Annotated in this window: 12 protein-coding genes and 1 tRNA gene; 7 read left to right on the top strand and 6 right to left on the bottom strand. The window is 58.6% G+C overall.

Features of this window, described 5'->3' with window-relative positions:
• Window positions 1–5 precede the first annotated feature (5 nt).
• The 3 genes from K529_RS10815 to K529_RS10825 all read right to left on the bottom strand — a co-directional run bounded on the left by K529_RS10815 (window position 6) and on the right by K529_RS10825 (window position 4,045).
• Window positions 6–2,153 (bottom strand): peptidoglycan DD-metalloendopeptidase family protein, encoded by a 2,148-nt coding sequence (locus K529_RS10815; protein ID WP_052699520.1) that lies wholly within the window; start codon window positions 2,151–2,153, stop codon window positions 6–8.
• Window positions 2,154–2,164: 11 nt separating this feature from the next.
• Window positions 2,165–3,541, bottom strand: a complete 1,377-nt coding sequence (locus K529_RS10820) for a peptidoglycan-binding domain-containing protein (protein WP_046002092.1) — start codon at window positions 3,539–3,541, stop codon at window positions 2,165–2,167.
• A gap of 90 nt (window positions 3,542–3,631) precedes the next feature.
• A complete protein-coding gene (locus K529_RS10825) occupies window positions 3,632–4,045 on the bottom strand; it encodes a DUF1036 domain-containing protein (RefSeq protein WP_005623018.1) in 414 nt (137 codons plus the stop codon).
• 152 nt (window positions 4,046–4,197) lie between these two features.
• Here K529_RS10825 and K529_RS10830 point away from each other — a divergent pair, with 152 nt between their 5' ends.
• The 6 genes from K529_RS10830 (at window position 4,198) to K529_RS10855 (ending at window position 8,288) form a co-directional block, all read left to right on the top strand.
• A complete protein-coding gene (locus K529_RS10830; RefSeq protein ID WP_005623021.1) occupies window positions 4,198–4,815 on the top strand; it encodes a hypothetical protein in 618 nt (205 codons plus the stop codon).
• Window positions 4,816–4,921: 106 nt separating this feature from the next.
• Entirely contained in the window at window positions 4,922–5,374 is a 453-nt protein-coding gene (locus tag K529_RS10835; protein ID WP_040642481.1) for a hypothetical protein, read from the top strand.
• A gap of 63 nt (window positions 5,375–5,437) precedes the next feature.
• Window positions 5,438–6,085: a MotA/TolQ/ExbB proton channel family protein gene (locus K529_RS10840; protein WP_227512052.1), complete on the top strand. Its 648-nt coding sequence runs from the start codon at window positions 5,438–5,440 to the stop codon at window positions 6,083–6,085.
• Window positions 6,086–6,091: 6 nt separating this feature from the next.
• Window positions 6,092–6,547, top strand: a complete 456-nt coding sequence (locus tag K529_RS10845) for an ExbD/TolR family protein (protein ID WP_005623030.1) — start codon at window positions 6,092–6,094, stop codon at window positions 6,545–6,547.
• 2 nt (window positions 6,548–6,549) lie between these two features.
• On the top strand, window positions 6,550–6,954 hold the full coding sequence (locus K529_RS10850) for a biopolymer transporter ExbD (protein ID WP_005623034.1): 405 nt from the start codon (window positions 6,550–6,552) through the stop codon (window positions 6,952–6,954).
• Entirely contained in the window at window positions 6,951–8,288 is a 1,338-nt protein-coding gene (locus K529_RS10855; protein WP_005623037.1) for a hypothetical protein, read from the top strand. The genes K529_RS10850 and K529_RS10855 overlap by 4 nt, the downstream gene beginning before the upstream one ends.
• Before the next feature lie 135 nt (window positions 8,289–8,423).
• On the opposite strand, the gene K529_RS10860 is transcribed toward K529_RS10855, so the two are convergent.
• Window positions 8,424–8,498, bottom strand: a tRNA-Gln gene (locus tag K529_RS10860).
• A gap of 228 nt (window positions 8,499–8,726) precedes the next feature.
• Window positions 8,727–10,391 (bottom strand): hypothetical protein, encoded by a 1,665-nt coding sequence (locus K529_RS10865; RefSeq protein WP_005623040.1) that lies wholly within the window; start codon window positions 10,389–10,391, stop codon window positions 8,727–8,729.
• Window positions 10,392–11,038: 647 nt separating this feature from the next.
• On the opposite strand from K529_RS10865, the gene K529_RS10870 reads away from it, so the two are divergent.
• Window positions 11,039–11,968: a CehA/McbA family metallohydrolase gene (locus K529_RS10870; RefSeq protein ID WP_005623043.1), complete on the top strand. Its 930-nt coding sequence runs from the start codon at window positions 11,039–11,041 to the stop codon at window positions 11,966–11,968.
• Window positions 11,969–12,039: 71 nt separating this feature from the next.
• Here K529_RS10870 and cueR read toward each other — a convergent pair whose 3' ends face one another.
• Window positions 12,040–12,441, bottom strand: coding sequence for a Cu(I)-responsive transcriptional regulator (gene cueR, locus K529_RS10875; protein WP_005623046.1), 402 nt, complete (start codon window positions 12,439–12,441; stop codon window positions 12,040–12,042).
• Window positions 12,442–12,839 lie beyond the last annotated feature (398 nt).

The following is a 12,839-nucleotide window of genomic DNA, read 5'->3' on the forward strand; positions in this document are numbered from 1 at the left end:
CCTCCTCAGAGATCTGCCAGCAAAGCATCAATCCGGGTCATATACGCCTTCACCTGTGGTGGGATCACCACCGCGACACGCTGCCCCCGCGATTGCATCTTGCGATCGGCCCACGCAAGAAGGTCCGAGATGTTCTTGCCGCGCAAGAATGGGTTGGCAGAGACCACTCCGGCACCCATCACCTCTTCCACACTCAGATTAGGGTCACTGGAAAGCGCCTGATTGGCCCCAGCCGCGCCAAGGAAATGCGCCAGATACAGTCGCCCAGCAGTGACCTGATGACCACGTGCGCGCAGATAGCTTTCACTTTCCTGCGCCAGACGTTGCACCATGTCGCGGCTTAGTACCGGATCGTTGCGCAGATCCAGCAGTTCCTCACGGGTCAGTTGCTCAACCAGATCGGGGCGATAGGTATTCATCATGCGTACCCAGGTGCTGGAGATGAACTGCCCAGCACCGGTGGCCGAGGATAGCGGGTTTTGCGCCGTGGCATTGCCACCGCTTTCGACATGGATAATACGATCCACAAGCGACGCGACCGCACTACTGCCATATTGCGCGGGGTCGGTCGGGCGACCATCCACCCAAAGCTCGAAATGCAGATGCGGGCCGGTCGAACGTCCTGTGGTCCCCACATAGCCAATCTGTTGACCCGCCGCGACGGTGACCCCCGGTGCGATCCCGTCTGCAAAGCGTTGCATGTGGGCATAGCGCGTCTCCATGTTGCCCTCATGCGTGATCGCCACGAGGTTGCCGTAGCCGCCACTGTCCCCGGCGGCGCGGATCGTGCCCGCCCGTGCGGCAAAGATTGGTGTACCCTCGGGGGCCGCCCAATCCACCCCATTGTGCGGCTTCATTTTCTTGAGGATAGGGTGCATGCGCATGCCAAACCCGCTGGTCTTCACCCCACGCACAGGGATCGCCAGCCCGGCCCCAAGGCGCATCCCGCCGACGCCCGCTTCACCCGCGTCAAAACAGCCATAGCCCCCTTCCGGCCCCGGCAGCGCCGTCACATAGCAGCGCATCTCTCCTGAAGGCCCCTCAATTCCCGCATAGAGGATTTGCCCCGCACTCCCGGTGTCAGGCTGGCCTGAAAACAGCAGGGTGATCCGATCCCCCTGCTCCGCCAGACGTTCCAGATCAAATCGGCGCGACATCATCACGATCAACTCACCCACGATACCAGTGGGCACGCCGTTGCGTAACGCAGTGGAGTATAGCGCATCCATTAAGCGCACATTGCGACCCGGCATCTCAGTGCTGACCAGCCGGCCAGAGCGTTGCAGCAAGTCTTTTTCCGCCCACGGGTCAGCAGCGCTGGCAAAACGACCCGGTCCGTTTTGGGCAAGGCTGACCAAGAACCTGTCCGGGCCATACAGCGACAGCTGCAAAAGCAACGGCGTATCCGCCTGTCCCGCTCGGTTTCGAGACCGCAGCGCGACCACGCTTCCGGCAACAAGAGTCTCATCCAACTCGCCGATTCGAATGGTGGCGGAGGCAATACTCTCGGCCTGCGCGGCATCAATGCCACTGTCCACCAGCACTTCGCGCAGGGACCTGTCGGTGTTTAGGACAATGATCTCGTCGTTGAACAACGCAGAGCGGCGCGTCGATGGGATCGTGAGCGCCACGCTGGCGTCACGCGCCAGCAGCGTGGTGCGCCGCTCTTCTTGCGCTGCCTCCAGCGCATCGCGTCGTTGCGCCTGAAACAGCGCAAAATCATCGCGTCCCGACGGCAGTTGCAGGACCAGATTGCGTCCAGCCGTCAACAGATCATCCTGCAACAACGAAATCGGCAAAGGCTCTGGCCGGCCGTCGCGGATCAATGGCTGACCTGCGGGCAAGGCCAATTCTCGCATCGCTTGATCGCCGGTCTCTTCCACATGCAGCATCATGGGCGCGCGGCGCAGATTGAGCATTGCCCGCACCCGTGCCTGCTGTACCGATGGATCAGGCACCACCGTCTCTGTCGGCACCATCGCCAGTTCTGCATCAAGATCCGCGCCACTGCGCCCGAACCACCAGACGCCAACGCCGGACAACGCCGCAAGAACCGCCGTCGCACCGCCAAGCCGCAGAACGAGGCGGCGCCGCCGACGCTTGCGGGCTTGCGTCTTTGCCTTACGAAAGGCTGGATCGATGGTATATGCCATCCGGTCTCAGCCTAGCGAAACACACCACCCAGTGCCGCACCGGGAGCGATCTGGGTCTGCGCAGGCGCGCGCGGCGCGGTTGGTTGGGCGACTGGACGGCGCGTTGTCGGAGCCGGGCTGGTATTGGGCCGAGGCTGCGGCACGGCAGCCACGGGGGCCGTACAGGTCACATCTTCACGGCCAATAATATCCCGATAAAGCGACACCTCCGCCGCCTGCGTCGGCACCTGCACACCCGCTTCGTCATAATAGCGCACCACCGCGCGTTGCGACCCCGGCCCCCAGGCGCCATCAACGCGACTGGTATAACAGCCCATACGCGCCAATTCCTGCTGCAATGCCCGTACCAGCAATGGACCCGGTGGATCAAAAGCACCACTTGCCAGCAATCCCGCATAGAGATCCGGGTCTTGCCGCATCAAACTTCGGCGCGCCTCGACATTGTCATAGCTGATCTCATTGCCAGACAGATCAGACGGATCAAGGGCCGCATCAAAGTTCTGATCCGCGCCCTCAATAAGGCCCACGATAATCGAAGGTTCCGGCAGCCCATCCGCCTGTGGTAGCGCCGCGAGCTGCGGATTGGAAACCGGAGAGAAAATCACAACCGGAGCTGATGCATCCGACCGTTCCGGTCTGCGCTGGGCAGAGGCCGCAGGCACGCTTACCGGCGTCAAGCCTGCCGGAGCGCTGGCGGGGATCACCCGCACCACATCGGTAATCAGCACCTGATCCCGTCGCGCCGGTGTGGACGCGATCACATCGGTTTGTGGCCGCGGTTGATCTGGCAAATCATCAAGTTCGCCCTGCTGCACATAAGATGCAAGTTCCGGCACCATCAGCGCCTCGGCCTTTCCGACCTGCTTCAGGGTATCGCTCAGACGCTCTCCAGCGGGCGGACAGGCCTGCGCCGCCCCCGCACTGGCCAGCACCACAACACTCAGATCAGATGCCCCCTCGCCAATCTCGGGTAGCGGCGCGGCGGTCTGCGCATCTCCAGCGCAGTTTTCGAACATCAACAACACATGTTTCAAACCCGCACTCTGCAAACGCGCAATGCCAGAGCTTATCTCAAATTTGCGCCCGTCGACCTGCATCCCGCCCTCCAAGGGGCCTGCAAAATAGAATGCAACCTGCGTCTTTCCGCTTAAGTCGTCAAAACCGGCGGAGACGGCGTCATAGCTGGCGTTTCGCAGCAAAGTTACGGGCGCCCCGCCAAAGTCTTCTAGGGCGCGTGCAGCGTAATAACTGTCAGCAAAGGCGCGCCCCGCACCCTGGCCTGTGTCGCCGACCACCAAGGCAGACCAATCCTGCGCGGCAGCGACGCCACTCCACAGGCATCCGCACGCCCCCAGCACATAAGCAAACCAACGAGAGGAAAACGACAAAACCAGCCTCAATGCATCTTGAAAAGAAGGAGCATCCTTATTGCTGCAACCTTACCTTGCAGCGTTGCGAGAAGCGACCGCAAGATGCCCTTAATCCGCTGCAGACCGCAGAAAAAATGTCCAACTGTCGGACTGCTGCGTGTCTACCTCATGAAAACGGGCATCGATATAGCCGCGAGTCAGGCATTCTTCTTCTCCCCGGATCTGAAATCGGCCGGTATCCACACACATGGACGCAACACCATCCAGCAGCGCGCGCCCAAAGACATCCTTGGCAAACACATAGACAAAACGAGATCGCAAACTCTGACTAATGACCTCCGCGCATTGGTTGGGACCGACCACCCACCACCCGGAGCTTTCGAATGCACCGTCGTTGAAAGCAGAGATCGCAACATTCGCAACATCCAACGTCTGGTTGCAAAATGTGAACTTCGCCTGCCCCGCATTGGGCACAAGCGTTGTAAAAGCAGCAACGACCCCAGACAGAACGCTTAGCTTCATGTTTTACATACTCTTTTCACATCGATAATTCAGCTACTCGACTGCAGGCACACACGTAATACGTGCGAAATTCGCAACAATCATATTAGCCTGCGTGCAAACAATGACTGAAAGGGCTGGCATTTGCCAACCAGATATCTACATTGGAAGACATGGTTCGGTACATTGTGATCATAGCAGGCACGGCCTGCCTTTCTATCACCGCAGGGCTCGGCCTTGCGCTCTGTCACAATGCTTTGTCCGGCTCTGATGGAGACAGCAGCGCACGGCTGAGTTCGCTGACGCGCCTGCAAGCACCGGTTCCTGAACTGCGTGCAGAGCCGAGCCTACAAACCCCGCGTGTCGAATCGCATACGTCGCCTGCATTTGATGCACGCGCGGACCTCCCGCGTGTGGCATCCTTTGAAACGCCAGCACGGCTTTTGCCAAACTCCAGCCCCACGCAGACTGATGCAGCTTTGCCAGCACTGGGTTTAAGTACCCCAGACCCCGCACCGGCAGTGATACCGGCATCCGCTGATGCATCGCATGAGGTCACGCGTACGCTGGATGTCCGGCCGCTGAAACGCCCTGTTTCGACCGCTGCAGACGACAGCTATGTGGCAACACCTCTGCCACAGACCTATGAGCGCACCGCATCTGCGGCACCTGCGCCGCTGTATCAAAGTGAGCCTCAGCCGGAACAGCAGTTGGTTTCGCTGCCGCCGCAGTTGTCGCGCCGCAGCAGCACCTCCCCCAGCCCCAGTTTCTTCATCGGCGTTTTCCGCTGATTCTCTCCCTCTGGGAGAAATATATCCCCAAATTCCCGGTTGACCTGTGCGCTGGATTATCGCCCAAATGGCCGCGATTTCTTTATTCAGACTCATTGGGGGTATCATGGGCATTATGACTGCGGCCAAGACATCGGTTCTGGCTACCGCGCTGCTGACACTACAGGCCACTTCGCTCTGGTCTCAGGATGCAACGCAGGACGCCGAGGCATTTCAGCTCGACCTCAATTCCGTGACAGAAACGACAGAAGGCAGCTGCCGCCTGACCTATGTGGCGGCAAATCAGTCCTCAACGGCTCTCGATCGCGCCTCCTATCAGATTGCTCTGTTTGATGGCCAAGGTGTGGTCACGCGCCTGCTGGTGCTTGAATTCGGTGCCCTCAGCGAAGGTAAAACAAAGGTTCTGCAATTCGACTTGGCCGAAACGGAATGCGGGTCGATCTCCCGCATCGTGGTCAATGATTCCCCCGCCTGTATCGCAAGTGGCGGCAACCCAAGCGACTTGTGCATGAATGGGCTTGTCGCAAGCTCGCGCACCCCGATCCAGTTCGGTATTTAAGCCACGCCCTTTTTGCATTGACGCGCGGTCCCGCCTGACGTGGCCGCGCTGTGGAGTAACCCCATGAGTAATTTTCGGGCGGACATGTTTGATCCGCTGACACTGGTCGTTTTTGCAGCGCTGGGCGTGATGTCCCTCACCGTGCTGTCGGTCTTTATCTTCAAACTGCTCCAGTTCTCGCGCCTTGGGGTTGGCAAGCGCCAGATGGCCGAACAGATCATCAACACATGGCTCTCCGGTCAGGCCGAAGCCGCGATGCAGCAGGCGGCAGCACGCAAATCCGTGCTCTCGCGTATCCTGCACGCAGTCTTTACCGGGTTGCGTGCCCGCCCGGGTGAAACAGCCTACGCCGAGGAACTGGGTCGCCAGACCGCGATTTCAGAGCTTGCAACCCTGTCTGATCGTATTCGGCTGCTGGAAATCGCCGTGCATGCGGCCCCCATGTTGGGCCTCTTGGGCACCGTGATCGGCATGATTGATGCGTTTTCGGTACTGGCCCAGACACAGGCTGCGGCGGACCCTGCCGCACTTGCGGGGGGCATTTGGACCGCGCTGACCACAACGGCGGCCGGGCTTGCGGTCGCACTTGTTGCATACTTTCTGACCAGTTGGCTGGATGCGCGGATTGAGCGTGAACGTAATCTGATCGAAGTGTTGATCTCTGCTGCCATTCACGGGCGTGTTGATCAATCCGCCCGCCAGCAAGGCTAAGACCTGATGCACATCAACCGGCTTGATCTTCCTGTCCGAAAGCGACGCGTGACCTTCACGCTGACGTCGCTTGCAGATGTGATGTTCCAGCTTCTGGTCTTTTTTATGCTATCGTCGAGCCTCACGCCCTACGCGCTTTTGACACTGAACCGAACCGATGCGGTCTCGGATCAGCGGGTCGGTTCTGGCGCGGGTTCCAGGCCCGACACCCCTCTGCCCAGTGGCGCCGCCGTCTCCGCGCCGCTCTGGAACATCGGGGCAGATGGCATGGTCATCCAAGGGCAAACTTTCGGGTTTGAAACACTCCCCGATCTTGTTGCCGCATTGGGCGATGATCTCACCCCTGCGTCGGTGATCTTGATCGTCAAATCATCGGCCCGTGTGCAGGATCTCGCTACTGTGCTTGCGCATCTACAGGATGCGGAGGTCACAGCCGTGCAGATCAGCGCAGGGGGGCTATAGCCATGGTGCGCCGTACTCCACTCCTTCCGCCCCGCGCACAGCGGGTGCAGACCGACACCTCACTGGCCATCGTGAATGTGGTTCTGCTGTTGCTGCTGTTCTTTCTTGCCAGCGGGTCGCTGATATCTGCGCAGGACACCGATATAGACCTTCCGACGACACAGGAGCTTTTCCCAGAGCAACTGCCCAGCCCGCTCTTAGAAGTGCGCCTCGACGGCGGCCTGTTACTGGACGGCGAATCTGTGGCGCTCACTCAGCTTGATGACATGCTGGAGGGGGCGCAGACACTCTATGTGCTGATGGAACGCACGGCACCTGCACTCGATTTGCTTGAACTGCTGGCGCAGCCCCCTTTTAGGACGCTCAATGTCACATTGGTCACAATCCACGAGCAGGCAGACACGTGAGCATCCTCCCCTATGGCCAATCCGACACGCCCAACTGGCTCCTTGCCGGTAGCGGCTCATTGGTGACGCATGTCGCAGTTGGCGCCTTGCTTCTGGGTGGGTTGCACCCCTTCCTGACCGGACCGGGGGTGGCACCCGACCAGCCACGATACAGCGTGACCCTGCAACCACTGGATTCCAACACCCTCGCGGGGCTTGAACTTCGCGAGGGCATGGCTGGCGCTGAAGCTGGAACCGAAAGTAGCCCACCAGAGCAGCTTGCCGCCCTGGAAGGCGAGGCAGAACACACCTCTCCAGAGGAGAGCGAGGTGGAAAAACTCGCCGCCCTCACCCCCGCTCCGACAGAGGCACTCCCCATCGAAGCGCTCCCTCCGGTCATTGCCGATCCGGTCTCACCCGAGGCCGAACCATCAGCGACAGACGCCACAACACTTCCCCCTGAAGAAGTGCCAACCTCATCAACGGCCCCGCTTTCGCCCCTCATTCCCGAGGACACGAGCCCGCTGATCCCGGAAACTGTCACAGCGCTTCCCTCATCAGCTGGTGATCCGGTGGCGGTCGCTCCGATCACATCGGGCGCGGCGGTGGCTGCACCCGTGGCGACCAGCCAGATCGCGAGTGTGGAACCTGTTGCCGCCCTGCCTTCTCCCGTTAGCGGTGCCACCGATCCGGGGCGCTCCACAGGTTCCACGACTGCCCGCCCGCCCGCCAGTGCGCAGGACCTCGCGGTGGGTGATCTCATCCGCAAAATTCGCTCCAACGCCGGGGCGGAATGTCTGCTCACCCTGCCCCGTCGTGACGGAGAGGATGGCGTCGGCCTCGATATGATGGCCGCTCAGGATACCGCGTTCTCGCGCTTTTCCGAGACCGTTCTCACCCAGTCGGATAGCGATCTGCGCCAAACCCGCACTCTGCTTGACCCGCGGCAATGCCCGGCAGTGGAATACATCAAGGACAATCGGGACTATCCAGCCACCCGGCTGGGCCTTCGGCTTGATGCGAGCAGTGTCGCCAGCGGGACGCGGCTGACTGGCGTATTGCGCGGCACGGCTGGCAAATACGTGGCGTTGCTGTTGGTGGACAATAATGGCGTCGTGCAGGATCTGCAGCGCTTTTTGTCTCAATCCGGTAATTTCACCCGGTTTGACGTCCCCGTCACCCGATCCGGCCCACGCCGGGACACAGCCCAGATGCTCATCGCAATCGCCAGCCGCAGTCCCATGCAACAGATTCGGGACCGGAACGGTCGTCTGGCAGAGGATGTCTTTGCCGGGCTGCAAGGAAGTCTCTCAGGTCAGGCGGCGCTGGCCATCACGACGTTCGACGTGCGCTAAAGCGGTAGGCACACACAACCCGTACCAAACAGATCTGTCTCCAGATCAGCGTATTCAACGTTGATTGTATAGAGTTTGAACGCAGACATACTCCGGATGGTCCGGAGCTCAAGCGTGTCTAGTTCAGGAAGAAAATGGCTGGGATGGTAGGATTCGAACCTACGGTACACTGTACCAAAAACAGTTGCCTTACCACTTGGCTACATCCCAACACTGTCTGTGAGGGGCCTTCTAATGACAGTTTGGAGGGGCTGCAAGGGGTTTTTCCGAAAAAATGCCGCCTCCCTCAAAAAATGCTCAGATATTCTTTGAGAACACATAGTTACCAACTCGTAAGCCCGACAACTGCGGGCCGTGCAGGGCGCATATTCACTAAAAATACCCCTTCAAAACCATGCGGTTCCAAAGGGGCAATGCCTGAGTGGTGACAGGTAGGTGTTATTCTGGAACACCTGCCTCCCGCAACGCGCTGGCCCAATCAGGGCCGGACGGGGTGAAGGCGGCAGCATGTTCCTGCATGTAGCGCGACAGTGAAAAATCCGGCGTGACCTTCATCAGGCACTCGACCACATCACGCGCCTCCTGTGCGCGGCCCGACATCTGCAGCGCAATCGCTTTGGTACGCAAGGTCGACGGATAGGTGTCATTCTCCTGCAGCGACTGATCTGCCAGCTCTATCGCACGATTGTAATCGCGTGCCGCCAGGCTCACCGAGGCTGCGAGTGAATCAAAATAGTACCGCTGCGGCCCCAGCGGGGTCAGTTTGCGCGCCGCCTCTGTCAGCAACACCCCCTCATCCGGGCGGTTCTGCATGGCGCGGGTCGCCCCCTTCAACAACAGCGCCAGAGCCTCGTTTGGGTTGTCCTGCAACGCCTTGTCGTAGGAGTATTGCGCATTGTCGAAGTCAAACGTCAGATAGCTCGCGATCATGCCCTTGAGCGTATGGGCCAGAGAGAACGCAGGGTCCTGCGCCAGCGCTGCATTGGCAAGGTTCTCCGCCATCAGGGTGCTTTTGCGACGATCGTCCGACAGCCCCTTTTGAACCCGCATCACCTGCCAAATGCCTGCCCATATCAGAACGACGGGGTGGTGCATCTCGCGTTCCATCAACGTGTCGAGGATCTCGTTCGACTTCTCAAACTGATCGTGATGTTTGCTCTGCATCATCACGATTGCGGCCATCAGCAATGTATGATTGGCGAGATTGGAAAGCGGTCGAAAACTGACCAATCGCACGGCCTCTCCAACAACGGTTTGGCCAATTTGGCTGGTGGCATCACGCAAAGACCCGCTCTGCCCCATTAAGAGATCTGAAAGACTCCCGCGAAACTCCCGCGACCAAATGACTTTTTCACGATGCGCGTCATGCAAATCAATTTGCGAAATGAAATCATGACCGCTCACAAAAACAGAGCCGGAAACGAGGTAACTGACGCCAGCAATTGAGGAAACTTCTGCGGGGCGGACCTCTTCGATGCTGAATTGCCGGGACGCCATGTAGGATGTGACGGAAAACGCCTGACTACGCGATAGTTGCCGCGACAATTCTTCGGACAAGATCGCACCAAGTGGCGCACTCGCCCCACCCGGCGAGCGCTGGGCAAAAGGCAATACTGCAATCGACGGCAGCAACTCGTCCAAAATGACGCGGCTTCTGTCGCGCGGTGCCCAAGGCTGCTCTTGCACAGATGTTGCGGTGTTTGCACTCTGTGATCGCATCTCTGCCAACCAGTCTGCAAAGGCATGTTCATGTGGAAGTTCAAAGCCTTCCATGAATTCTCCGCGCGATGTGTCCTGTTCCACCTCGATCATACTGAGATCAAGCGTCACCCGTTCCCGGTTGGCGCGCAACGCAGCCGACGCGGAGGGTCCGATGTGTTTTCGCAGGGTAGACAATGCCGTACGCAGGCTTGCTTTGGCCTGCTCGGGCTGGGCAAAACTCCACAGCGTATGCTCAAGAAACGCCCGAGTTCGAATGCCTTCTTCGGCAGTAATCATCAGAGCCATAAGCGCCTGATGTTTTGCGCCAAGTTGAATTGGTTCTCCGTCTGGCCGATAAACACCAAACGCGCCATATTGACGAACTTTCAAAACTACAACCATTGGATACTCTCGCCATACAAGTTACGCGAACCACAAGAGCAAAAAAACAGATAAATAAGCGCCTGCAGCCTTACGGCAACCATTAAAACAGCAAATACCCGAACCGACAAACAAAAAATAATTCCTTTGAGAAAATCCCATCAACGCAACGAGTTAACAAAGTGCAAACGGATAAATCACGAATTTAACGAAGGTAAATTACGCACAACCTATGGTAGCTAAACAAAATGATTCATATGCAATCAGAGGGGGATCGCGACGTGGGAAAGCCTTGATAACATGCGGGTTTTTGCATGCATTTTGCGGTGAGGAGTCATCCCCTCCTACCCTAATCTCGTGAAGGATATTCGCTTCGTCCCCCCTTCGATTTCATCGACAGCCACACGCTGCAATCGCCACTTTGAGTGGCCTTCAGGCAACCGATGCACAAGATATCAGCCCTGCACCGGCGAACTGCTCAAACTTTCACCACAAAAATAAATATCGCTAAACGCGCGCGTCCCCAGGACAGGGCGTCACTGCAGCGTATGAACATATTGAGAACGACGCACCGCGATTCTCCGCGCCAGTGTCATCTGAAAGTCATCTGCTTGTAGCAATGTGATGCTAGGCGGTGGCGCATACAGTTTTAAAAAGATGAAAACTCCATGCTGCTTCCTCCCTTCAATGCACCGGGCAATTTCTACCGTGGCAATCTCCATACGCATTCCGATGTCTCTGATGGTGCATTGCCGCCAGCTGAGGTGTGTCGCCGATACAAGGCGCAAGGATATGATTTTATCTCCCTGACCGATCACTTCGTGGGGCGATGGGACTATCCGATCACAGACACCACACCTTACCGCGACGCGCAATTTACAACGCTTCTGGGGATCGAAATGCACTCCGGCGCGCAGGATAATGGCGAGTTGTGGCACCTGCTTGCGGTTGGCTTGCCCGCAGACTTCGCTCCCTCACACACGCCTGACTTTCAGCCCGTAGATGGACAGGAAACCGGCCCCGAAATCGCCCAGCGCGCACGCGAGGCCGGAGCGTTTGTCGCCATCGCTCATCCGCAATGGTCTGGCCTTACCGAGCACGACGCCCGCAGCATCGAAGCGGCCCATGCCGTGGAGGTCTACAACCACGGCTGTCACACCCTATCGGATCGCGGCACCGGCATGCCCATACTGGAGCTGCTGCTGAGCGAAGGGCGCAAACTGAACCTGATCGCAACAGATGATGCCCATTTCAAAGGCCCCGACGCCTTTGGCGGCTGGGTCATGGTCAAGGCCGTGGCCAACACTCCCGAAGACCTCCTTGCTGCGTTAAAAGCAGGGCAATTCTACGCCTCACAAGGCCCCGAAATCCACGGCATCTGGTATGAAGGCGACAAGATCCGCGTAAAGAGCTCCGCCGCAAGCACCGTGATCGTTCAGGGCTACAACAACGCCACGATGGATGTATGCGGAGAAAGCCTGACAGACACGACCGTCGAACTTGGGCGCTTGCAAGACAGCCCGTGGCTGCGGATCACGGTGATTGATCGAGCAGGCCAGCGTGCGTGGTCAAATCCCTTCTGGCCCAGCGCATTGTAAAACCGCCCCCTGCTGCGCGACGCCTCAGGTGGTAAATACAATAGACCTTAGAGAATCAAACGCGGGCGGTCTTAGCCCGCGTCTTCACATTCGCCCGACAGGTCCTTCAGTATGGGACAGTCGGGGCGATTATCGCCGGAACAGCAGGTGATCAACTCACTCAGAGTGGCGCGCATCGCCTCCAGATCATTGATCTTTTCCTCGATCTTGCTCAGATGCGCCTGCGCCAACTGCTTTACGTCCGCGCTCGCACGGCTGTCGTCCTCGTAGAGACCCAGCAGCAGGCGGCAGTCCTCGATCGAAAAGCCAAGCGCGCGTGCGCGACCCAGAAACGCCAGTTTGTGCAGATCGCGCTCTTCAAAGCAGCGGTAGCCATTGGCGCTGCGGTTTGGGCAAATCAGACCGATGTCCTCATAGTAGCGGATTGTCTTGGCCGGGAGACCCGACCTGGCCGCAACATCACCGATGTTCATCTGTCTGTGCCTCCCACAACCTTGCTGCAGAAACAGCCTATAGCGTTATCCTGCGTCTCTCCCAAGATGGACATGACTGCAAGCAATCTCAAGCCACTCCACGGAAACTTGAGCGCAGGCGTGCTTGTGACGCAGCACACTATGCTTGCGTCGGTTTTGAGCACCTCTCCCCTCTCATGCGCCCGCTATAGGTATGAAGACCGCTATCACGCGCCGCCTGCCGTGGTTTTCGATGGTTGCGCACGCCCCTTGGCGTGATGTACCCCTGAACCCACTGGTGCAGCGCCCAACGGCCCCGCAAAATACGGTCGCAACTGCGATCTCAAGAGCCAAGACCCGTTTGTTTACGCCTGCCCTGCCATTCCAAACGCGGGCGTAACGGTCTGAAAAGTCTGAGA

The organism is Tritonibacter mobilis F1926 (assembly GCF_000376545.2).
Taxonomy (GTDB): Bacteria; Pseudomonadota; Alphaproteobacteria; order Rhodobacterales; family Rhodobacteraceae; genus Epibacterium; species Epibacterium mobile.